Origin of the sequence: Myxococcus qinghaiensis (assembly GCF_024198215.1) — a bacterium.
Taxonomy (GTDB): domain Bacteria; phylum Myxococcota; class Myxococcia; order Myxococcales; family Myxococcaceae; genus Myxococcus; species Myxococcus qinghaiensis.
The window spans coordinates 316,606-339,615 of record NZ_JAKCFA010000007.1 but is presented as its reverse complement, the minus strand read 5'-3'; the positions used below and the strand labels follow the sequence as shown (position 1 = coordinate 339,615).

17 protein-coding genes are annotated in these 23,010 nt (G+C 68.3%); 4 read left to right on the top strand and 13 right to left on the bottom strand.

Going from position 1 to position 23,010, the window contains the following annotated elements:
* The first annotated feature begins 13 nt into the window (after positions 1-13).
* The 3 genes from LZ199_RS15360 to LZ199_RS15350 are packed head-to-tail and all read left to right on the top strand — an operon-like array spanning position 14 to position 6,406.
* On the top strand, positions 14-3,256 hold the full coding sequence (locus LZ199_RS15360) for a lantibiotic dehydratase (RefSeq protein WP_253994430.1): 3,243 nt from the start codon (positions 14-16) through the stop codon (positions 3,254-3,256).
* The gene (locus LZ199_RS15355) at positions 3,253-4,200 is read left to right on the top strand and encodes an efflux RND transporter periplasmic adaptor subunit (RefSeq protein WP_253994429.1); all 948 of its coding nucleotides are present in this window, start codon (positions 3,253-3,255) and stop codon (positions 4,198-4,200) included. The genes LZ199_RS15360 and LZ199_RS15355 overlap by 4 nt, the downstream gene beginning before the upstream one ends.
* A complete protein-coding gene (locus tag LZ199_RS15350) occupies positions 4,193-6,406 on the top strand; it encodes a peptidase domain-containing ABC transporter (RefSeq protein ID WP_253994428.1) in 2,214 nt (737 codons plus the stop codon). The genes LZ199_RS15355 and LZ199_RS15350 overlap by 8 nt, the downstream gene beginning before the upstream one ends.
* Here LZ199_RS15350 and LZ199_RS15345 read toward each other — a convergent pair.
* Positions 6,403-7,197: an efflux RND transporter periplasmic adaptor subunit gene (locus tag LZ199_RS15345; protein WP_253994427.1), complete on the bottom strand. Its 795-nt coding sequence runs from the start codon at positions 7,195-7,197 to the stop codon at positions 6,403-6,405. The two genes, LZ199_RS15350 and LZ199_RS15345, sit on opposite strands and share 4 nt — an antisense overlap.
* Positions 7,198-7,531: 334 nt before the next feature.
* On the opposite strand from LZ199_RS15345, the gene LZ199_RS15340 reads away from it, so the two are divergent.
* Positions 7,532-8,485 carry a ribokinase gene (locus LZ199_RS15340; RefSeq protein WP_253994426.1) on the top strand — a complete coding sequence of 318 codons (954 nt, stop codon included), beginning with the start codon at positions 7,532-7,534 and terminating at the stop codon, positions 8,483-8,485.
* 64 nt (positions 8,486-8,549) lie between these two features.
* On the opposite strand, the gene LZ199_RS15335 is transcribed toward LZ199_RS15340, so the two are convergent.
* The 12 genes from LZ199_RS15335 to LZ199_RS15280 all read right to left on the bottom strand — a co-directional run bounded on the left by LZ199_RS15335 (position 8,550) and on the right by LZ199_RS15280 (position 22,930).
* The gene (locus tag LZ199_RS15335; RefSeq protein ID WP_253994425.1) at positions 8,550-9,614 is read right to left on the bottom strand and encodes a DUF3103 domain-containing protein; all 1,065 of its coding nucleotides are present in this window, start codon (positions 9,612-9,614) and stop codon (positions 8,550-8,552) included.
* A gap of 334 nt (positions 9,615-9,948) precedes the next feature.
* Complete coding sequence (locus LZ199_RS15330) at positions 9,949-10,974, bottom strand: sulfotransferase family protein (protein ID WP_253994424.1); 1,026 nt, start codon at positions 10,972-10,974, stop codon at positions 9,949-9,951.
* On the bottom strand, positions 10,971-11,177 hold the full coding sequence (locus LZ199_RS15325) for a Nif11-like leader peptide family natural product precursor (protein WP_253994423.1): 207 nt from the start codon (positions 11,175-11,177) through the stop codon (positions 10,971-10,973). Before LZ199_RS15325 ends, LZ199_RS15330 begins: the two co-directional genes overlap by 4 nt.
* Entirely contained in the window at positions 11,167-11,766 is a 600-nt protein-coding gene (locus tag LZ199_RS15320) for an aspartyl/asparaginyl beta-hydroxylase domain-containing protein (protein WP_253994422.1), read from the bottom strand. Before LZ199_RS15320 ends, LZ199_RS15325 begins: the two co-directional genes overlap by 11 nt.
* 36 nt (positions 11,767-11,802) lie before the next feature.
* Positions 11,803-13,599, bottom strand: a complete 1,797-nt coding sequence (locus tag LZ199_RS15315; protein WP_253994421.1) for a GGDEF domain-containing response regulator — start codon at positions 13,597-13,599, stop codon at positions 11,803-11,805.
* Positions 13,600-13,686: 87 nt separating this feature from the next.
* A complete protein-coding gene (locus LZ199_RS15310) occupies positions 13,687-15,072 on the bottom strand; it encodes a CHASE2 domain-containing protein (protein WP_253994420.1) in 1,386 nt (461 codons plus the stop codon).
* Between the two features lie 49 nt (positions 15,073-15,121).
* Positions 15,122-16,297 carry a FecR family protein gene (locus tag LZ199_RS15305; protein ID WP_253994419.1) on the bottom strand — a complete coding sequence of 392 codons (1,176 nt, stop codon included), beginning with the start codon at positions 16,295-16,297 and terminating at the stop codon, positions 15,122-15,124.
* Positions 16,294-18,036 carry an OmpA family protein gene (locus LZ199_RS15300; RefSeq protein WP_407667202.1) on the bottom strand — a complete coding sequence of 581 codons (1,743 nt, stop codon included), beginning with the start codon at positions 18,034-18,036 and terminating at the stop codon, positions 16,294-16,296. Before LZ199_RS15300 ends, LZ199_RS15305 begins: the two co-directional genes overlap by 4 nt.
* A gap of 125 nt (positions 18,037-18,161) precedes the next feature.
* Positions 18,162-18,536 carry a response regulator gene (locus LZ199_RS15295; RefSeq protein WP_253994417.1) on the bottom strand — a complete coding sequence of 125 codons (375 nt, stop codon included), beginning with the start codon at positions 18,534-18,536 and terminating at the stop codon, positions 18,162-18,164.
* Between the two features lie 109 nt (positions 18,537-18,645).
* Entirely contained in the window at positions 18,646-20,007 is a 1,362-nt protein-coding gene (locus tag LZ199_RS15290; protein WP_253994416.1) for a sigma-54-dependent transcriptional regulator, read from the bottom strand.
* Positions 20,004-22,127 (bottom strand): PAS domain-containing sensor histidine kinase, encoded by a 2,124-nt coding sequence (locus LZ199_RS15285; RefSeq protein ID WP_253994415.1) that lies wholly within the window; start codon positions 22,125-22,127, stop codon positions 20,004-20,006. The genes LZ199_RS15290 and LZ199_RS15285 overlap by 4 nt, the downstream gene beginning before the upstream one ends.
* Before the next feature lie 119 nt (positions 22,128-22,246).
* Positions 22,247-22,930, bottom strand: coding sequence for a phosphoribosyltransferase (locus tag LZ199_RS15280; RefSeq protein ID WP_253994414.1), 684 nt, complete (start codon positions 22,928-22,930; stop codon positions 22,247-22,249).
* Between the last annotated feature and the right edge of the window lie 80 nt (positions 22,931-23,010).

The window sequence follows — 23,010 nt, the reverse complement described above, 5'->3', positions numbered from 1 at the left end:
CCTGGGAGACTTCATGTCATCGCCCCTGGCTCGGGTCAAGATGCCCCTGCCGTACGTATCTTCCGGCTTCTTTGCCTTCAGGACCCCGCTGCTGTCTTTCGATGCATTTTTGGAGTGGGGTCGTAGCCTCGCTGCTCCAGGGCAACGGGAGGGACATCGAGAGGATGCACTCGCGGAGGATCGGCGGGCGTTGCGAGGTCGCTTGCGTGAGTGGTGCGCCGATCCTCTCGTGCGAGAGGCGCTCTTCATCGCATCCCCTTCACTCTGTGAAAGCCTGCCGTCGTGGGAGGCCGCTCCGGAGGCCGAGGCATCCAAGAAGGTCGAGAAGACCTTGGTGCGCTATTTCGGGCGGATGGCGGGTCGCGCGACGCCTTTTGGCTTGTTTGCTGGACATTCGGTGGGCCTCATCAATGCGTCCGCGCGGCTTCAGGTAAGTGGTCGAGATCGGATTCACAGGCACACGCGATTGGACATGGACTATGTCTGTGCGCTGATCGAGCGTGTGCGGCAGGAGCCTTCTGTCGTCCGCGAGCTTCGCTACGTCCCCAACTCCACTTTGTACCGAATCGGGGGGCATTGGCGATATCTGGAACTGCGGTCCCGGGGGCGCGACCGCTCCTACGGACTGGTCGCCGTTGTTGGCACCTCTTATCTTGAAGCAACGTTGCAGCAGTCCCGAGGCGGCTGCTCCCTGGATGAGCTCGTACAGGCATTGGTGGAAACCCACGAGGGGGTGACCCGCGAGGATGCAGGTGCATACGTCGAAGCCCTCATCCAGTCACACCTTCTGGTGCCAACATGGGCACCGCAGCTCACGGGACGTGAGCCCATACCAGCCCTGCTCGACACTTCGCATGGTATTCCCGCTCTCTCTCATTTCCGGGATCAACTGACCCTGGTGCAGTCGAAGCTCGCCGCTCTTGATCGAGAGTGCGGAGGGCACACCGAGGCACCTTATCTCGAGATCGCTCGGCTGCTGGAGCCGCTTCCCATCCCGGTCACGCTTCCGCGCCTCTTCCAGGTGGACATGTTCCGTCCCCCGGACGAGGCGATGCTTTCACCCTCCGTCGTTCAATCGTTCCTCCACGGAGTCAGGGTGTTGCAGCGTATCTCTCCACGCGCGGTCGACACTCCGCTGGAGCGATTCAAGCAGAAGTTCCTGGAGCGATATGAAGGCCGGCCGACGCCCTTGTTGGAAGTCCTGGACGAGGAGGATGGCATTGGTTTCGTCACGGATGGGCGCACGAGCACCGCTGCGGCACCGCTCCTGGAGGGCTTCGTCTTTCCATTACGTGGCGTGAAGGAGCGCAGCGAGTGGAGTCTCCAACGGGAGCATCTGTTTCGCCTCTTGGAGCGTGCTGCTCGGACCGGCTCACAGGAAATCCAGCTCACCGAAGCCGATATCGAGGCGCTGGCGGCGCGTCAGCCAGGCGTGCTGCCAGAGGCCTTCGCGGCGATGGGGGCTGTGGCCGCGACTTCGCAAGAGGCGCTGGCGCGCGGTGACTTTCGTGTCCTGCTGCTTCACGTCAATGGTCCATCAGGAGCCCGCTTCCTGGGTCGCTTCTGTCACGGTGATGCCGCGCTTGAGGCTCGGGTTCGCCAGCACCTCCGCGATGAGGAGGCCCTTCATCCCGAGGCGGTCTTCGCGGAAATCGTCCACATGCACCAGGGGCGAGTGGGCAATGTCACCTGCCGGCCGGCGTTGCGGCGGCATGACTTGGTGTTCATGGGGCAGTCGGGGGTGCCGGAGCAAGATCGCATCGAGCTGTCAGACCTCTGGCTGGGGATTGAGGGTGATCGGCTCATCTTGCGCTCGAAGCGGCTGGGCAAGCAGGTCATCCCGCGTCTGTCGAACGCGCATGCCTACTTCTCTTATGGATTGGGCATCTATCGGTTTCTCGGCGCACTGCAGGACCAGCCGTGGCAGGGCTTTCAGTTTCAATGGGGGGCGCTGGATGCGGCCCGCTTCCTTCCCCGGGTGAGTCAGGGGCGGGTTGTGCTGTCTCTGGCGCGCTGGAACCTCACGGCGCGTGAGCTGAAGGCGCTCGGGGAAGCTCCCGAGGGTGGGCGCTTCGATGCAGTGAATCGCCTGCGCGAGGAGACCCGGATGCCACGTTGGGTGTGTCTCGTTGAGGGGGACAATCGGCTCGTCGTTGACCTTGACAACGTCCTGTGCGTGGAGATGCTCGTCCAATCCATCAAGGGGCGAACGCGGGTCTCATTGGAGGAGATGTTTCCGGGACCCGACGAACTTTGCGCCGAAGGGGCAGAGGGCCGGTACGTCCATGAGCTGCTGATTCCCTTCGTGCGGGAGTCTGCGTTCGAAGATTTCGCCTCTGGAGCCCCCGCGGTTGCGCAGGCAGATGCACCCGCGCTTACACGGCGCTTCCCGCCCGGCTCGGAATGGCTCTTCTTCAAGCTGTACTTGGGTGTGGGCACCGCGGATCGGCTGCTGCGGACCCTCCTGCGCGAGGAGTTGCGGCGACTGAAGACCACGGGTGCCATCCGCCACTGGTTCTTCATGCGGTACAAGGACCCGGACTTCCACCTGCGGCTCCGGCTTCAGGGAGAGCCCTCCCGGCTGCTGACGGAGGTCTGGCCCTCGCTTCATGCGGCCCTCGAGCCCTTTCTGGCCAACGGGGGCATCCGCCGTATTCAGCTCGACACCTATGAGAGGGAGGTGGAGCGCTATGGAGGGGCCCCTGGTATGGCCCTCTCCGAGATAGTTTTCGCCGCCGACAGCGAGGCGGTGGTCGACATCTTGAATGCCTATCCGGGAGACTCGGGGACAGACCTTCGCTGGCGCCTGGGCCTCAAGGGAGTGGACTGCCTGTTAACGGACCTGGGGCAGACGCTAGACGCCCGCATCGCTATCCTCGAGCGACTACGTGCGGGCTTTGGGGCCGAGTTCCAGGTGAAGAAGGACTTCGAGGAGCAACTCAGCAAGCGCTTTCGCAAGGAGCGCCCAGTCCTGGAGGCGCTGCGCCTTGCTGACGCGTCGCAACAAGGGCCCTGGCGACCTGCGCTGAGTGCATTCCAGCGACGCAGCGAGCAGCTTCGCCCCGTGGCGGAGGCCTTGGGGCGGGGGATGCAGGAGGACGCGTTCGGGCTATCGGTGGGCGAAATGATAGACAGCTACCTCCACATGCACGTCAACCGGATGCTCCCGGACGAGCATCGGCCTCAGGAGCTCATTCTGTATGACTTTCTGCTCAGGCTGTACCGTTCTGCCCAGGCACGGGAAGGCGGGGTATGAGTGACACGCCTCGCCAGCTCTTTCGTCAGGAGGCCCTGGACCACTACAATCGCAGTGAGATTCAGGGGAGTGTGCTGCGACTCACTCCGGGGTGGGTGAGAGCGACATTCTGGGCCATCATGGCACAAGCACTGGTGTTCTCCATTGTGCTCGGTGTCGTGGCCGTGCATGACCATGCACGGGGACCGCTGCTTCTCCGCATCAAAGGGCAGGAGGACGTCACCACCACGATACCGGGGCGGGTGAGTCGAATCCTGGTCAGCCGAGGTGAATGGGTGACGCCTGGGCAAAACCTGGTGGAGTTCTATTCGGGAGACGAGGAGGCCCAGCGTGAGCAGACGCTCCAGGAGTTCCGGGCGCGACTCGCCTCACAGTTGCTCAATCCGCAGAGCCCCTCAGCTCAGGAGTCCGTCGCGGGCTTGCGTGCTCAGCTGGACTTCAATGAGGCCCGTCTATCGGAGCGCTCCATCAAGTCGCCTGTCCGCGGGCGGGTCCAGGATGTCCGAATTCGTGAAGGCCAGTACCTTGGTGCTGGAGAAGTGGTGGTCTCCGTGGTGAGCGATGGACCCGTGGAGGTCAGGGCCTTGTCGCTCGTTCCAGGACGTTACAGACCTCAGCTTCGGACGGGACAGCCGTTTCGCATCGAATTGGAAGGCTTCGCTTACCAGTACACCGATTTGACGGTCGACGCTGTCAGTGATGAGTTGGTGGGGCCCGCAGAGGTTCGCCGCTATTTGGGACCCGCGCTCGCGGACGTGGTCACCCTGGAGGGCCCTGTGGTAGTGGTCGAGTCGCGCTTGCCGACCGACAGCTTCGAGGTGGATGGACACACATACCATTATTATACGGGCATGCCGGGTACTGCGTGGATCCGACTGAGGGCGCGGAGTGCTTGGTTGACCTTATTCCCCATCTTGGAATTGCTCTGGAGGGATCTTGGCTGAGTGGCTCTCAGAATCGGAGGCGCGGTTTCCCGCGCTGAAGAGGTTGGGGGAGCGGCTGCGTGGTCGGCGCATCCCATTCGTTGCCCAGTTCACCGCTGTTGACTGCGGCGCCGCTTGTCTGGCCATGGTGTTGGGGTATTGGGGGCGTCCCACGCGGATGGACGACATCCAGAGCGTCGCGGGACTGAGTCCCCATGGCATCAGTGCGCGCGCACTACTGGAGGTCGGCAGACGCTTTGGCTTGAGGGGGCGTGCGGTCCAGGTCGACATTCATCAGATGCACCTCGTGGAGGCGGGGGCCATCCTTCATTGGGAGTTCCGGCACTTCGTCGTCTTCGAGCGAATGACCCGGACTGGTGTGGAACTGCTCGATCCGGGGCTTGGGCGTCGCTATCTATCCCTGGAGCAATTCCGCAAGGCCTTCACGGGAGTGGCGCTGCTCTTCGAGCCATCGGAGACCTTCGAAACGGGCAAGGCAGCGAGGGGGCCGCATCGCTACTTCCAGACGCTCAGGGTGGCCAGGCCGCTACTGATGCGAGTGGGCGCACTGTCCCTGCTCCTCCAGTTGCTGGCTCTGGCTCTGCCATCGTTGACGGGGGTGGTGGTGGATCGGCTCGTCCCCGGCGGGGATATGTCCTTGCTGGCGGTGTTGGCGGTGGGCATGTCGGGCATCGTCGTATTCCAGTTGGTGTCGTCCCTGATCCGCTCCCACCTGCTTTTGCACCTGCGGACCAACCTGGACGCCCGCTTGACGGTGGGCTTCTTGGACCATCTGGTTCATCTGCCGTTTCCATTCTTCCAGTTGCGGTCCGTGGGCGACCTGATGGGTCGCATCAACAGCAATACCACTGTTCGCGAGGTGCTGACGTCTGGTGCCTTGTCCGCATTGATCGATGGCGGGCTGGTCTTTCTGTATCTGGGGCTTCTGCTCCTTGGAAGCTGGAAGCTGGGGCTGCTGGCGTTGGGCATGGCCTTCTTGAATCTCGTCATCTTCCTTCTGGTGCGCGCACGCCGGCGAGAGCTCATGACCCAGAGTCTGGAGGTGGGAGCGACGGCCCAGAACTATGAGGTCGAGATGCTGGCGGGCATGCAGACCATCAAGGCAATGGGACTGGAGCTTCGTGCCGTCCAGAACTGGTCGAGCCTCTATGTGGATATGCTCAACGTCACGTTGGACCGTGGGCGTCTGGAAGCACTCTTCGATTCGGTGACGGCGGCGTTGCGAATGGCGTCGCCGCTCATCCTAATGATGGCGGGGGCATATCAGGTAATGACCCGGCAGCTCAGTTTGGGGGAAATGCTCGCGCTCAATGCCCTGGCCGCGGGCTTCCTGGGGCCTGTGTCCGGACTTCTTGGCACTGCTTCTCAGTTCCAATTGGTCGGCAGCTACCTGGACCGCGTGGACGACGTGCTGGAGGCTCCGTTGGAGCAGCCGGCAGGCAGCCAGCGTAACAGCATCCAACTGCGTGGAGGCATCCAGGTAAAAAATGCCTTCTTCCGCTATGGCCCCATGACGCCCTGGGTGGTCCAGGACGTCTCCTTGGAGATAGAACCGGGGCAGTTTGTGGCAATCGTGGGGCGCTCAGGGGCTGGAAAGTCCAGCCTCGCTCAACTCTTGCTGGGACTCTATGTTCCGAATGAGGGCAGCATCCGCTACGACGGCGTGGCGCTGAGCGAGTTGGATTTGCACGAACTGCGGCGTCAAGTGGGAGTCGTGCTGCAGAATCCCATGCTCTTCCGGGGGGACATCCGGAGGAATATTGCCTACGCGGATCCCGAGCTGCCACTGGACAAGGTGATGGAGGCGGCGAGTCGAGCGCAGGTGCATGACGACATCCAGCGCATGCCCATGGGGTACAGCACCTTGCTGAGTGATATGGGTGCTTCAGTGTCGGGAGGGCAGCGCCAGCGACTGGCATTGGCGCGCGCTCTCGCTCGAGATCCGGCCATCCTGCTACTGGACGAAGCCACGAATGCGCTGGACGTCCGGACAGAGAAGGCGGTGCAGAGCGCGCTGTCCTCGCTGCGGTGCACACGAATCGTGATTGCCCACCGCCTCAGTACCATCCGTGAAGCGGACGTCATCCTCGTGATGCATGAGGGGCGCTTGGTAGAGCGCGGAACACACCAGGAGTTGCTCGCTCTTCGCGGCCACTACCATGGGCTTGTGTCGACCCAGGACCTCTCCGTGGAGAACGCCGCCTAGGGTGGTGGGGCCAGCAGTTGTCCCGCGTGGCCATGGGTGGGGCCGGGCTCTACCTGGACGATCTGGCCGACCCGGACGCGCTTGCGCAACGCCTCTGGAATCAGCAGACGTGCTTCCAGTTTTTGCTGGCGTGAACTCGCGTCGATCTCGGGCGAGAGGCGATCCACTACTCCGACGAGTGGCGTGTCGGTCCCTTCAATCCAGACCCGGACCTCCACTCCCACTTGAAGGACGTCCGCGATTCCCGATGGCGCGAAGAAACGCAGGCGAAGCTCGTCGCTGACGAGTCGCAATATGGGCGTTGCCCGGGACACCAGCATTCCTGGCTGAAGGTACTGGTCCGAGACACTCCCCGAAAAGGGGGCGCGGATTGACGCATCCTCGAGACCCTGCTGGGCCAGTGCGAGCTGCGCGCGCGCTTCCGCGACGCGAGACCTTGCCAGCTCCAGGTCTGCCAGTGCCAACTCGACCTGGGTCTCCGCTGTCTCCATCGCCTCGGCGGCGCTGAAGGCACGGATTTGTGATTCGCGCTCAAGCTTCTGGCGCGCCTGCGTCAGCAGGACCGCGTAGCGGGACTGCTCCGCGGTCGCCGCGTTGAGAGTGGCCTGTCGCATCGCGACTTCGAGCTGGCGTGTCTTCGTGTCCAGCACGGCCACGACCTGGCCGGCTTCCACGCGTTCCCCTAGTTGGTGCTTGAGTTGTAGCAACCTTCCGTCCTTATCCACGACCACATCTAAAGCCTGCCGAGCGAAGATGACCCCGACCAGAGAGTCGGACCTGCGGGTCGACATTGGGGGATTGGCTGACGCGGAAACGGACGCAAGTAGCACGAGCAGCGAGGGCAGACAGTAGGAGCGACGTGCTGGGGTCATTGTGCAGGAACCTCGAGGAACACACATCTGCCTGTACCTGGGGAGCGGAGCGGCGCATGTCAGCCACTTGGTGTCCGCTTCGTTCAATCGTGCCTGCCAGGTATTAGGATTCACTGGGGAACAGGTCCCTGTCAATTCATGGCGAGGTCAGGACCGGGGCCGATTTCATGCCTACCTTGAGGTGGCTTCCGCTCCTATGTTCCTGGGATGAGTCAGGTCATCGGACAGTGGGTTGGGGAGGGGGACGACAGTCATGGCTCCACGTCGACAGGCCGACATTCTCGTGGTCGGTGGAATCAACACGGACTTTCTCGTCCAGGGGCCTCGGCTCCCGCGCGCCGGAGAGCATGTGGAGGGGCATCTCTTCCTCGAGAGTCTGGGCGGGAAGGGTGCCAACGCCGCCGTGGCCGCGTCCCGACTGGGCGCACGCTCCACGCTGTTGGGCCGGGTGGGCATGGATGCCCGGGGGCTCGCGCTCTTGGAGCAGCTGGAAGGGGAGGGGGTGGAGACTCGCGCCGTGTCCAGGGACCCGGGCTTCTCCACGGGCGTCGTGCTGGAGATGGTGGATGAGAGCGGACGGCGGCAGAGCCTCTCCGCCGAGGGCGCCAACCGGCGGCTCAGCGTCGCGGACGTCATTGCCGCCGAGGACCGCATCTCTGGCGCGGATGTGCTGCTGGCTCAGCTGGCCGCGGTCATCGCGGCGGTGCACATCGCTCGCGCCGCCGGCACGCATGTCGTCCTGGACCCCGCGCCTCCGAGCACCCTCCCGGAGGAATTGCTCGAGGCCGTTCATGTCATCCGCCTCAACGACGCGGAGGCGGAGGTGCTGACGGGGCTCGAGGTGGTGGACCGCGACTCCGCGCGAAGGGCCGCGGAGAACCTGTTGCGCCGAGGCGTGGGCACGGCCGTGGTGGCCGCGCCTCAAGGGACGCTGCTGCTGGGGACCGAGAGCGAGCTCTGGCTGCCGAACCTGCCCGTGGACTGGGTGGACACCACGGGCGCGGGGGATGCGTTCTCCGCCGCCCTCTGTGTCGCCCTGGGCGAACGTCGCTCGCTCACCGACGCAGCGCGCTTCGCTCACGCGACGGCGGCCCTGGCCACCATGCGACTGGGGGCACTGTCGGGGCTCCCCAATCGAGACCAGGTGGTGTCGTTCATGGCGCGCATCGACTCGCTCGCGCTGTCTCCGGAGCCCGTCTCCTGGTGAGGGGTCGAGTCGCTCTTCCTCGACCCCTCCAGTCTCCAGCGCGCCCCTCGTTGCCTATGCCCTGCTACTGGCCCGCGATTTCATAGGGTCTGAGAGACACCACCGCGTTGCCGCGTGCTCCACCATGGTTGGTGTAGGAGTGGTTCTTCTCCAAGGTGTAGTACGAGTCAACGTAGTCATCGTCGTTGCTGAACCATTCACCAGGCATGCGAGCCACCAGTTCGCTGCCCAGGGCCACCAGGGCGGAGATCTCCGGATGGCCCATGGCCGTCAGGATTTGACTCGCGATGGTGAACAGATAGCTCACCAGTTCTTGATAGTTGGTGTTGTCGTCGTGCTCCATGAGGACCACGTTCGCCGCCGCCCAGCGGTAGCGGTCCCAGAAGATCAGGACCTGGTTCGGCGAGTACGTCCTACCGTCTGTCTCCAGGTAGGGCATGTCGACGATATCCAACTGCGGCTCGTCGCGGCTGGGGTCGACACCGTTGACGATGGCATAGACCTCCGCGTCGCCGGAGATCCACGGCTCCTCGTCGTCGTTCAGATAGACGCGGTCGAGAATCGTCACCGGCGTGCTGGTCGCCGCCGCGCTGACAGTCGGGAGCGGCATGGGACGCTGGCCGAGCGCCACGAGGCGCTCGCGCATGAGCTTGACGCCCGCGGCCAGGTCCTTGCGCGAGTCGATGTCCACCACCAACACCGGTTGCTCGGGCATCCGTTGCACGTCCAGGCGGTGCACGCCGCCATGTCGGTCGAAGGCCTCGATGAATCGCCACTGGGAGTCATTCCCATCCGGCTCGTATGCATAAAGGGGCTCAACGCCTCGCTTCAGCGCCGGCAGCATGGAGGCACTGGCGAGACGAAGCTGGAGCAGGCTGTCCAGCTCGCGCTCCAGGCCCTTGCGCTGGCGAATGCTCAGGTCCGCGCGCCCCACCACAGCCGAGACAGAGGAGGGGGCCGACACCGTGCCCAGCCACTGCTTCAAGTCCACCGCCAGGTGCTCGCCACTCAGGCGCGAGGCGAGGTCCCTTCGCAGCACCGCGTCCTGCTTCGCCAGCGTCAGCGCCAGCTCGCGTTTGTCGGCGGCCAGCGACACGCTGATGCGTTCGCGCAGCGCCGCTGAATTCAAGGCAGCGGCTTGAGCTTGGCGAGCTTCGCTCAGGCACACGAGCAGCGCGACTACCATCCCTATCCGTTTCATTGGATTCTTCCGGTGGTGAGTGGGGTGACGGGCCAGCCGCCGTATGCGCACGGCAAGTCTGTCCCAGACACAATTGAGCACGGCCCGCACTCTGAAGTCGAACGTCCGCCTCACCTGCGCGTTTCGGAAGAGACAGCCCCCTGTATCGTGCCTTTGGCTGCTTCAGCCCTGACACGGGTCTCAACTGACAGCATTTTGAGTCGGTCAATCGCTTCGGTTGCGGCACGCGTGTATCTCTTCAGCGTGCCCATCCGTCTGATACTCACCGCGAGCGCGTACGGTCGGGCTCGGCGGCGTCGCGCAGGCGCTCGGCTTCGAGCGAGTCGTAGACCTCGCGGACCCACCGCTCCGCCATGGCGCGGGAGGTGTCGGAGACAGTGCGAGCCTTGTCCTGGGTGTCATCCTCGAACGTCAGCACAGGGTTCTTCGCATCGCGCGCGGCGGCGGCGGCCAGCAGCTCATGCTCGGAAGCCGTCGGCTCCAGCTTGAAGAGGTCCACGAGCTGCGACACTGCGCTGTCCTGGAGTTGGCGGTAGTTCAACAGCCGTGCGGGCCCCTGACGTTCGCGGTACGCCCGCAGCCCCGCCTCACAGAGTCGCGCGAGCACCCGGGCGCCATACTCCTCCAGCGACAGCTCGGAGAGCCGCCCCGAATCAAGTCCGACGCGTGCGGGCTCCAGCACTCCAGGCAGCATGTGCGCGCCCCGGTGCTTCTGATGCGAGGCCATGACCTCCACCGGGTCTCGATAGAGGAACAGCCATGGCACTCCGGGAAACGCCCGCTGGAGCAGCGGCAGCTCCAGCACGTGCCACGCATCCAGCTTGAGGAAGACGCCCTCTTCCTCGGGGTTCCGCCGCTGACCGAGCGCCGCGACGACCGCGCGCAGCCACTCGATTCGCTGTTCGTCGGTGACGTGTCGGAGCCGAAGGTGCAGGCGCAGGACGACATCCACGGGGCTCGCTTCGGACAGCACGATGTGGCGGGGCAGCGCGGCCAGGAGCTGCGCGAGCAACGTCGACCCACAGCGGGACATGTGGAACACGAGGCCCTTGACGGGCAACCCCGGACGCACGGCGCGGCGCGCCACCAGCGTCTCCATCGACGTCTGGTGCCGGAAGAGCAGGGCGAACGGGTTGCGAAGCCTGCGCTCCAGCGTCTCGTCGAAGAACGGGTCCGTGAAGCGCTTGTCGCCCAGGTGGCACCAGTCGACGCGAGGCACCTCCCCATCGACGTGGATGCGCGCGGGAATCCAGCCCTCCAGTCGCGCGTCATCCGGCGCGAGGCTCATACCCAGTCTCCGAGCCAGCTCCGGCGTGCATCCCGGATGAGGTCCTTCAGCTCCTCCGCGCTGAAGTGACAGCCCTGCTCCGCGCCCAGGCGGGTCGCCAGCGCGAGGAAGGCCGACACCTCCATCGGGGCTCGCAGCGCCTCCTGCAGCGACAGGTCCTCCAGGACGCGCTGGCGGAAGCGCTCGAAGTCCTCACGCGACACGGACGCCGCCAGGGGCCATGGCCCGCGCGAAGACGTCACGGAGCCAATCATCCACCACGCAGTCGAGCACCAGGTGCACGCGGTCCGTGTCCCCGAAGTTGTCCACGCGGTGGGGGAGGTTGAAGTTCAGGTACCAGCACTCGCCGGGCTGGAGGTCCACGCGCTGGCCCGCGAGGACGAAGGCCACGTCGGGGTGCGTGACGAGGGGGATGTGGAGGCGCACCTCGCCATCCTCGAAGCCCAGGTTGTAGTCCGTGTGCTCGCGGATGTGCGCCCGCGCCGCGAGCTTCAACAGTCGCGCGGAGCCGATGGGACATTGGAACGCCGCGAGCGCCTCGCGAAACGCGGGGCAGCGCCCGAGCAGCGGTGTGTCCTCGTAGCTCTGCCGTGCCGTGGGGTCGGGGTAGAGCCGCCCCTCCATGCCACCCACGGAGCGCAGCGGCACGCCGCTCCAGTCGCCCTCGTAATAGCGGGTGTTGAAGTGCGGCACCCACGTCTCCGCGGGCAGGCGCGCCAGCTCGTCCCGCAGTCGCGCCGCGTCGAAGGAGAGAGGCAGTCGGAGCCGGTCGGGCACGGGTGAAGGGGCCATGCGGTGGAGTTCTACACCGTTCCCCTGTCCCACGACTCAGCCCGGGGTGCCCGCCCTGGCGCGGTGCTCGGCCTTCGCTCGCGCCAGGGCCGCGTGGGCTCGGGCCAGCGTCTCCCGTGGGTCTTCTTCACCCGTGACGGCCACCACGGCGCTGTGGAACTCGAAGGACCCCAGCTCTTCGTGGAGCCGGGTGCGCACGGCCTCCGTGGCCTCCGCATCCTGGCCCGGCAGCGCCACCAGCAGCGAGCCTCCCTCCCAGCGCACCGCGAAGCCGGTCGGCGCGCCCACGTCCTCCAGGCGCCGCGCCACGTCGCGCAGCGCGCTGTCTCCCACGTCGAAGCCCTGCCGCAGGTTGAGCCGGCCCAGTCCCACCAGGTCCACCAGGAGCACACCGCACGGCGCGCCGTCTCGGCGGCAGCGACCAATCTCCCGCAGCAGGCGCTCCTCGCCGACACGCCGCGTGGCCAGCCCCGTGAGCGCATCCACGCGCAGCATCCGCTCACGGTCATCCCGGGGCGAGGTGCCCCCCAGCTCGGAGAGCGTGAGGAGCTGCGCGGTTCCTCCTGGAATCGGGAAGGGCCGGGCCACCCAGCGGAGGCGGCGCGGACGCGGATGCTCCAGCGCGAGCGTCAGGTGCAGTCCCCGTGAGGACTCCGACGCGAGGTCGAGCAGCAGCGAGCGGCCGGAGGGGTCCGCCGTCAGTCCCGCAACGTGCTGACGGAAGGCGTCGAACGTCAGCTTCGGAATGCTCTCCAGCGGCAGGCCCAGCATCTCCGACAGCGCGGCGTTGCCCGCGAAGGGCTGCCGTCCAGGCGCCACCAGCAGCGTCGCCACGTCGAGCGCTTGGATGGCGTCGCGGATGTGCGCCAGCGCCGCGACCTCCGAGCGCGAGGGCTCCTGTCGCGAGCGCCCCACGTCGCGGGCCTCCATCCGCGCACGGGACTTGAGCTCCAGGTCTCCCGCCACGCGTCGGGCCAGCTCACGCAGCGCGGCCAGGTCCTCCGTGCCGAGCACGAGGGGCCGCGTGTCGATGACACACAACGTGCCCAGGACTTCTCCACTCGGCGTCACCAGCGGCGCGCCCGCGTAGCTGCCCACGATTCCGTCGCGCACCAGTGGGTTGTCTCGAAACACCGGATGGCGCGTGGCGTCCGGGACAACCAGCGACTCGCGGCCCATCACCACGTGGTGACAGAAGGCCCAGTCGCGAGGCGTGCCTCTGTCTCGCGCGAGCGCATGGGGCAGCCCCACGTGCGCCTTGAACCACTGCCGATCTCCCAGCACCAGCGTCAGCAGCGCCACGGGCACGGCGAAGGCCTGCGCCACCTCGGTGACCAGCTCCTGGAGCTCCGTCTCGGGCGGGCCCTCGTCCACCAGTCGCATCGCTTCGATGCGCTCCAGTCGCTGACGCTCGTCGTCCGTCGAGCTCTCGGCGGCGGTAGAGGGCAGGGGCCGCTGGCCCGCGAGGACGCGACGCACGGTGTCCCGCACCGTCTCCACGGACGCTCGGCGGCTCAAGAGCGAGTGGATGCCGAGCGCGTCCTTGAGCTGCCACGCCCGCACGCGCAGCTCGTCGAACGCCGTCACCACCACCACCTGCGTGGCCTCCGCGTCCTCTCGCTCGCGCAGCCACGTCAGCAGCGAGAAGCCATCCACGCGCGGCAGCGCCAGGTCCGTGAGGAGCAGGGCGGGGGCGCTGCGCTGTCGCACCACCTCCTGTGCCTCCGCGCCATCCCGGGCCAGCACGCCCTCCAATCCCTCTCCGGTGACGAGGGCAAGCAATCCAGCGGCTCGGTGAGGATCAGGCTCGGCGATGAGGGCGTAGCGGGCCATGTTTCACGGATGCTGCCACGGATGGCGGCTCGCTGGTTACAGGGCCCGCACCCGCCAGGTTGCTCGGGTGTCAGTGGAGGCGCGGACCTACCGGGACTCCCCCGGGGGCACCGGGGCGGCCTGGGGGTAGCGGACGAAGAGGCGACGCAGCGCGCCCCGCTGACGGCCCAGCTCCTCCGTGCGCGCCGCCGAGTCCACCAGCAGCATCAACCCCAGCCCCACGCACGCCGGCAGCAACGGCAGCACCCAGCCGAAGTCCGCCGCGAGCCACCCCACCAGCCCGACATGCACCACGCCGAACCCCAGCGCGGTCAGCGCCACGGCGCGCAGCGTGCGCGAGCGTCGGCACCGCCAGCCGAAGAGCAGCAACACCACGGCCGTCTCCAACAGGCCCGCCAGCGCCACGAGTCCCGACGAGCGCATCAGCCGGTCCGCGCGCAGGTTGTCCAGGGCGAAGGCGTGAATCTCCACTCCCGGCACCGCCACCTGTCCTGGAAGCGTGCTCTGCCCATGGAGCCCCGTCGCGGTGACACCCACGAAGACCGTCTTGCCTCGCAGCGCCAGGTCCAGCCCCACCGAGCGCGGGTCCGCCTGGAGCACATCCGCCAGGCTCACCCGGGGCAGCCAGTCCGGCGCGGGCAGGCGCATCAGCGGCGCGCCGTCGTCGAGGGTCGCCCGACGCAGCAGGGACTCGAACTGTTCGGGCATCAGGCGCAGCGCGGTGGCCAGGGCCAGGGACGGCCAGACATGCCCATCCACGCCGACGACGTAGGGATAGCGGCGGATGACGCCATCCGCGTCCACCAACATGTTCAGCGTGCCGCTGCCCTGCGCCGCCATCCGCAAGGGCGCGATGCTGCCGGCGACCTCGCGGGCCTGGAGCCGCAGCGAGTCCACGGGCAACGGCAACGGCGAGCCGAGCACCCCGTCCGCGAGCGGCGGCATCAGCGACACGTCTTCGGTGAGCGCGGCTGCGCCGAGGATGACGGTGCCGTTCTCCGCGAGTGACTCCGCCAGTCGGGCATCCCCGTCCTGGGCATGCAGCCGCGCTTCCAGGTCCGCCACCAGCGCGGCGCCCGCGGGCTGGTCCGCGAGGCCCGAGTCACGCAGCGCCCCCAGCACGTCCTCCCCCAGCTCCAGCGCATCCCGCGAGCCGGGCTGGTCGAACACCACGTCCACCGCCACCGCCGCGGGACGCTGGGCCGCCATCGCGCGAAAGGCCCGGGCCCACGTCGCGCGCGACAGCGGCCACCGCTCGCCCAGCGCGGACAACGCCCGGTCATCCACCTCCACCAGCACCAGGTCCGCGCTGCGAGGGACTCCCGGCAGGAGCCGGCTCGCGGCCTGGTCATACAGCCCGCGCTCGAACAATCCCGGCGCGCCCCCTGTCACCGCCGTCACTCCCGCGAGCGCGAGCCCCACCACTCCCGCCAGTCCTCGCCACATCGCGGGGGAAGGGCGAGGGAGGCGCATGCCACGCGCGGGTGACTCGGGGCTCGGGGGCATCGGTGGACTCAGGGGCTCAGGGGCGGAGGTCGAACGCGAAGATCTTCGATGGGAAGCCGATGAAACCATCAGCGTCCACCGGAAGCACGCGCCAGAACCACTTGCCCGTGAGGTCCGTCGGCACGGTGAACGCCTGGCCTTGCGCCTCGTACGTGCGAGCGCTCGCGGCGAAGTCCGCCGTCCGGCCCAGCTCCACGCGGTACGTCTTCGCGCCCACCACGGTGAACCACTCCAGCTTCGGCGGCGTGGTGAAGCTGCCTCCCCGTGGCCCGTTCAGCAACGGCGCGGTGAGCAACGGCCGGGGCGGCTCCGGCGCGGCACCAGGCAGCACGCGGGAGCCATGGCCTCCGGCCACCTCGACCTCGCCCTGGTCCGCGCCCAGCGCCACCTTGCCCTCGAGCGTCTCCAGGCGGCTGCCGCCGTCCTCTTGAGCCGACACGCGGAACTGAGTCCCTCGCACGCCTGCCACCGCGCCTCGCGTGCGCACCTCGAACACGGAGCCCTCGCCACCCGGCGCGGCCACCGTCTCCACCGAGCCGCGCATCAGCTCCAGCCGCACCACGCGCTTCGAGTTCGCTCCCAGCTCGATGGCACCCAGGCGCAGCAGGCTGTCCGCCATCACCCGCACCCGGCTGGTGTCCGCCAGCTCCAGCTCCGCGCTCGCGTCCTTGTTCGTCTGGAACAGCTCGCCTGTGTAGAGCGAGTCCCCCACGCCGCGGGGCTTCAGTGCCTCGGCGCTGGGGCCCGCGGAGACGTCTCCGTTGGCCGCGCGCACCTGGGCCACGCGGGGCTGCGCGGGACGCTCGACGTAGGCGAACTGGAGCTGACCCGGCTCCCCCGGTACCGCCGGAGGTGCCACCGCGGACACGCGCGTGCGCGCCACGCCCGCGGACACCAGCACGTCCGCCGCGGCCTTCGCCACCGCGAGGCCCTGTCCATCCAGCCGCTCCGCGTCCGGCAGCCGCGCGGCCACCGTCACCGAGCGGATGGCGGGCCGCGCCATGAGCGCCTCCGCCACGTGCCTCAAGCACGCCTCCGTCGCGGGCCCCTTCGGCTCCAGCTTGCGTCCCAGCTCCACGCGGCCGTTGACGAAGCGCAGGCCGCCGCACGCGTCACTTCGCGTCGTGTCCTGGGCCCAGGCCTGGGAACCCGACAGGGCGAACACCATCAACCAGGGAAGGGTCCGAGTCATGGCGTGGCCTCTTGCGCCGAGGGCTCGGCGGTCTTCACGATGTTGAACTCGACGCGGCGGTTGTTCTCCCGGCCCCGCGCCGTCGCATTGCTCTCCACGGGCTTCGTCTCGCCGTGGCCCACCGCTTCCAGCCGCTCCGGCGAGATTCCGGCCTTCAGCAGGAACTCCCGCACGTTGTTCGCGCGGCGCTGCGACAGGTCCAGGTTGCTCGTGTCCGAGCCCTGGTCATCCGTGTGTCCCTCCACGCGCACCCGCTCCAGTTGCGGGTTCGCCTTGAGGACCGCGGACACCTGCGCGAGCAGTCCGTAGGACTTGGGCAGGATGACGTCCTTGCCGGTGGCGAAGTAGACCTTCTCGAGGATGACGATGCGCGAGCCTTCCAGCCGCACGCTGGACTTGCCCTTGTCGGGGCACCCGTCCTCGTCCTTCACGCCGTTGATGGTCTCCGCTTCCAGCGGGCAGGCATCCACCGCGTCCGGCACGCCGTCGCGGTCATTGTCCGGCTCCGGGCAGCCGTCCGTGTCCTCGAAGCCGTCCAGGTCCTCGGGCTCCGTGGGGCAGCGGTCCTCGGAATCGATGAGCCCGTCGCCGTCGGTGTCCACCGCCGGAGGCGCCAGCGTCAGCGGGGTGCTCGGCGCTGGAGTGGAGCCGGCATCCGTCGTGTGCTCGGTGGGCGAGTCCGGGCAGCCATCCTCGTCCTGGTAGCCGTTGAACGTCTCCGGCTCGCCAGGGCACACGTCGGGGCCATCCAGGATGCCGTCGTTGTCGTCGTCCGGGTCCAGGCAGTTGTCGTCGTCCTGGAAGCCATCGAAGTCCTCGGGCCCCAGCGCGCAGTGGGACGAGGACGGGGCCGCGGGCGACGAGGCCGTCCAGGCGAGTCCTCCGAGCAGGCGGAAGCCCGGCGTGCCGTAGCCTCGCGTGAGGCCCGGTCCCGCGCCCACGTGCGCCGACAGCTCCTTCGTGACGCGGTACTTCACCGCGCCGAGCGCCTCCAATGGACGCTCCTCGGAGTTGGACTCCTTGAGCCCCAGCGCGCCCGCCAGCGTCGCCGCGACGGACAGCTTCTGCGTGAGCGGCACCTCCGCGCCCACGCCGTAGGTGAACTCATGGCCCACGCGCAGGTTGCGCAGCCGCTGCTCGCCGCGAAGATTCACGCCGACATTCGCCAGCAGCCGCAGCGAGTCTCCCACCCACTCGGCCGCGAGCCTCGGCTGGAAGGTGAGCCCCTTGGCCCCCAGGTAGTCCGCCGCGCCCGCCGTGGGCAGCGTCACCGGCGCGACGAGGGCCAGGTGCAGGCCGCCCTCCGTCGACAGCAGCCGCAGCTTCGGCACCAGCCGCAAGTCACCCACGCCTGTGCCAGCGGCGCCGTTCGCCAGCGTGGGGGAGATGGCCGTCGCGGGCTGCGACGTCGTCGTGGTGAGGGGCAGCGACACGCCCAGCTCCACCCGGTCGAACAGGGCCACCGCGCCCATCAGGTCCACGGAGAGCTGACTGTCGACGATGCGGTACACGAACTCGTCGCGACGCGGATCCAACAGGTTGAGCGGATCCTCCGCGTAGTTGACCGACAGCCCCAGGTTCCACTCCAGGTGCTTGCCCACGCGCGCGCCATGCAGCCCCAGCACGTCGTAGGCGCCAGGCCCGGGCTTGTACTGCTGCACGTCGATGGCCTGGGACGCCTGGACCTGCGCTCGGGCCGTGCCCGTCGTCAGGAGGAGGACACCCAGCAGCGCCAGCATCAGGGAGCTTCCGACGTCAGCCGCGTGCCGCGCCCGGGTCCTCGTGCTCCGTCCGCGAGAGGCGGGGGGGAGGGGGTGAAAATGCACTCGCATGGCCCGACGGTGCCAGAAGGGCCCGGGCCACATCAACGTGCCGCCAACAATTGGGAGACGTGGAGCGCCAGCGAGGGCAGGGGCTGCGGCTTGGGGAGGACCAGGTCCACCCCCAGCTCCCGGGCCCGCGCCGTCAGCTCCGGCGAGGCGAACGCCGTGAGCAACACCACCCGCGTGTCCGGCGTGAAGCGGCGCACGAAATCCGCCAGCACCAGCCCTTCCTCGGATTGGGTGCCGCTCAACCGCAAGTCGCTGATGACCAGGTCGTAGCGGCCCGTCGTCATCAGCCCCAGCGCTTCATCCAGCGCCTGCGCCGAGTCCACGCGATACCCCGCGCTCGCGAAGAACTGACCCAGCACCCAGCACAGCGCGGATTCGTCGTCGACGATGAGGAGGTTCTGGGACACGCGCGGGCCGTGAGCAAGTCAGGGGCCAGGGGTCCATTTCACCCGGCCTCACCGAGTTTTCCAGCACTTGCGAGCCCACCCCCTTCCAGCAGAGGCGGGTTTTTCCAGATCATGGATCCGATTTCTGGAATCCGGATCTGTTGATTCCCAAACGTTTCAGCCGCTCATAGAGGGAGGAGCGGGGGATTCCAAGGCGGAGGGCGGCGCGCTCGACGTGGCCATTCTCGCGGCGCAGCACGCGCTCGATGTGGCGGCGCTCCAGTTCCTCCAGCGTCAGGTCGTCCTCGACGCGGGCCTCGTCGGTGGAGGCCTCGAAGCGCAGGTCTCCTCGAGACAGGGGGCCGCCGCCGGACAGCAGCACGGCGCGCTCCAGCACGTTGCGCAACTCGCGGATGTTGCCGGGCCAGGGGTAGCGCGTGAGCGCGGCCTCCGCGTCGGGCTGCAGTCCCACGCCGCCCCGTCCGCGCGCGCCGGCCATCTCCGCGAGGAAGTGGCGGGCCAGCACGAGGATGTCCTCGGGGCGCTCGCGCAGCGCGGGCACGTGGAGGATGAGCGTGCTGACGCGGAAGTAGAGGTCGCTGCGGAAGCGCTTCTCGCGCGTGGCGACGTTCAGGTCCTGGTGGGTGGCGGCGATGAGGCGCACGTCGACGCGCCTGTCTCGCACGTCACCGAGCCTCCGGAAGCGCTTCTCCTCCAGCACCTTGAGGAGCTTGGGCTGGACGGCCAGGTCCATGTCGCCAATCTCGTCGAGGAACAGCGTGCCCCGGTCCGCCACTTCCAACAGGCCCTGCTTCGCGGCCACCGCGCCGGTGAAGGCGCCCTTCTCGTGGCCGAACAGCTCCGAGTCCAGCAGGTCCTTGGACAGCGCCGCGCAGTTGAGGTCCACGAAGGGCGCGTCCGCGCGCGGGCCGCCCTCGTGCAACCAGCGCGCGAGCACGCTCTTGCCGCTGCCCGTCTCACCGGTGACGAGCACGGGGCTGTCGCTGTGCTGCATGCGCTCGGCCTCGGCGCGCAGGCCCTGGATGGCGGCGCTGGTGCCCAGGAACGGGTCCACCGTGGCGCGCGCATTGCGGGACAGGTCGGCGCGCAGGCGCTGGCGCTCGCGGCGCTGCGCCACCAGTCGCTCCAGGACGACCTTGAGGACGGCCAGCTCCACGGGCTTGGTGAGGAACTGCTCGGCGCCCTCCTTGACGGCCTGCACGGCCAGCTCGATGGAGCCGTGGCCGGTGAGGACGACGAGCGGCACGGCCGCGTCGATCTCCTTGAGGCGGGGCAGCAGCTCCAGCGCGGTGCCGTCCGTGAGTCGGTAGTCCACCACCGCGACGTCGGGGCGGTGCGTGCGGAAGACTTCCTGGGCCTCGGCGAGGCTCTGGGCTTCGTCCACGTCGAAGCCGTGGGCGGTGAGGTAGCCCCTCATGCCCAGCCGGACGCCGGGCTCGTCGTCCACGAGGAGGATGCGGGTTCGAGTCATGAGGCGAGTGAGTCCAGGTGCATGCTGACGGAAGGCGAGGACACGGCTGGTAGCAGCAGTGTGACTTCAGCGCCACCCTCCGGATGGTTGCGCAGGCGAATGACGCCCTGATGTTCCTCGAGGATTCGCTGGACGATGGACAAGCCCAGTCCCGTGCCGCCCCGTCGCTTGCTGAAGAAGGGCTCGAAGACGTGGGGCAGGTCCTCCTCGCGAAAGCCCGGCCCGCCGTCCCTCACGGTGCACCGCACCCAGGCGCGGCCCTCTTCTTCCAACTGCGCGGTGGCCACCTTCACGCTCGTGCCCGCGGGCGAGTGCTGCACGGCGTTCTCCACCACGTTGCGGAAGACATGGAACAGCCGCCGCGAGTCCATGCGCACCGGCGGCAGGGCCTCCTCGAGCGTCCGAGTCACCGTCACGCGGGACTGCTCTCCGGTGAGCGCGCACGCATCCAGCGCCTCCTCGACGACGGGCCGCACGGGGCCCTCCACCCACTCGCCCCGGGTGGGGCGGCCATACTCGAACAGCTCCTGGGTGAGGTGGTTGAGGCGACGCACCTCTCCGCGCAGCACGTCCAGGTAGGGGGCCAGCTCCGCGCGGGCTCCGACGGTGGCCTCCACCGCGTCCACCACGGCGGAGATGGAGAAGAGGGGGTTTCTGACTTCGTGGGCCACGCCCGCGACGATGGCGCCCATCGCGGCCATCGTCTCGCTGCGGCGCAGGCTGGCCTGCAGCTCCAGCAGGCGCGTCACCTCGGTGGCGACGACGATGATGCGCGAGTCCTCGCCGCCCACTTCGTCCACCCACGCGGCGGACAGCTCCCACGTGCGCCGCGACCGCGGGTCCTTCACCTCGCGGGTGAGGCTGCCATGCGTGCGGCGCAACTCCTCCACCAGCGGCAGCGTGCTGGACCACGGCGGCTCGGTGGCGACGGTGGACAGGGGCTGCCCGGACGGGTCCAACCCGCCGAAGAGGATGCACGCGGCGGCGTTGAGGCGCTGGATGGTGCCGTCCGCGCCGAGCACGACGAGCGGCGAGGTGACGGCGTCGAACGTGCGGCGCCACTCCTGGGCGGAGCGACGGAAGCTCTCGTGGAGCCGCTGGCGCAGCTCGTCCGCGAGGTAGCGGTCGGTGATGTCGGTGACGACGCAGCCCACGTGCAGCTCGCCCTGGCTGTCCTTCGCGGAGGCCGCCGCGCGGCTGCGCACCCAGCGCACGCGGCCGTCGGCGCAGATGAGGCGGTGCTCCAGCTCCACCTCGGAGCCGGGCGCGAGCGATTCGATTCGGGCGCGGTAGCGAGCGCGGTCCTCGGGGTGGATCATCTCCGCCCACAGAGGTGGCGGGCCTCCGCCGGGGCCGGGCTCGACGAAGGCCGAGGCGGGGTAGCCCGTGGTGCGCTCGATGACGGGCGTGCAGTAGAAGTCGCGCAGCGCGCCGTCGCGCAGCTTGCCGCCCCACAGGTAGTCGGGCAGCGAGCGCGTGAGCACATCGAGGAGGCCCTCGTGCTCCTGGAGGCTCTGCTCCGCGCGCATGCGCTCGGTCAGCTCCGAGAGCGCGGCGATGACGCCGAGCACCTCGCCGCCGGTGCCGCGCACGCGCGAGTAGCTGCCGAACCAGAAGCGGGGTTCGCCCGGCGCGGCGGGAGTCTCTACCTCCAGGCAGGTGTCCTGGACGGGCGCATCCGTCTCCAGCGCGCGTTGGAGCCGCGGCGCGAGCATCCGCCCCAGCGCCGGCATCACCTCAGACACATGGCGGCCCAGGTGTCCGCCCGCGGGCAGGCCGTTCATGGCGGCGAGGGCCGCGTTGACGTGGATGTAGCGCAGGTTGCGGTCGAAGAAGGCGAAGCCCACGGGCGTGACGTCCATGATGGCGTCGCGCAGGGCGCTGGAGTCACCGGCGCTGCGCAGGGCGGCGTCGCGCTCGCGGCGGGTGCGTTCCCGGGCGTGCGCGAGCAGCAGCGCGGGCGTGCCGGCGCACGTCAGCACCAGGGCCGCGGTGGAGAGGACACGGGGCAGGGGACTCGCCGCATCCGCGCTGGCCCACGCCCATTCGATGAGGGCGGCGAGCGCGGTGGCCATGAGGACGGCCAGCAGCATCTGACGACGGGTGGGGAACTCGTGCATGGGGGTGTGAGGAGCGCGAGCCTAACCGGAATCGCGCTCGGCACCGCGCCGCCAGGCCTGGGGACAGGTGCCTCCGTCGTTCGGTGAGCAAGGGGGCGGGTCCTCCGCGCCCGCCAGGCTCACGGCAGACCCGGCTGCTCCAGGTGCATCCCCGACTCGCGCGCCGCGCGCTCCAGCAGGGCGCGCACCTCCTCATCGGAGGTCTGCTCGAACTGTCGATACCAGAGGCCCACCGCGAAGAACGGCTCCGGGGTCCGCGCGCACACCGTCTCGTCCGCCAGCGCTTCAATGGACTCGCACGTCTCCAGCGGCGCCACGGGCACGGCGACGATGATGCGAGCCGGACCCAGCTCACGGAGCGCCGTCACCGCCGCGCGCATGGAGGAGCCGGTGGCGAGTCCGTCGTCCACGAGGATGACGTTGCGTCCGCGCACGTCCAGCGCGGGCCTGCCCTGGCGGTAGTGGGCCTCGCGGCGCCGCAGCTCCTGGCCCTCTCGCTCGGCCACCTCGTCGAGATCCTCCGGGAGGATGCCCGCCTCGGCAATCACCTCGGGGTTGAGCACGCGCACGCCGCCGGTGGCGATGGCGCCCATCGCGAGCTCCTCGTGACCGGGAGTCCCCAGCTTGCGGACGATGAACACATCCAGGGGCGCGCCCAGCATGCGTGCTACCTCGTAGCCCACGGGGACGCCGCCGCGCGGCAGGGCCAGCACCCGGGTGTTCGGGCGATGGCCATGATGCGCGAGATGCTCCGCGAGGACTCGACCCGCCGTGAAGCGGTCCTGGAACGCAGGGCCTTGCATGTGAAGCTCCTTGTCGGCTGCCTCCTGGCGTACCTCTCCCGCTGAAACTGGCCATGCAGCACGCGGGAAGAATCGGCCTG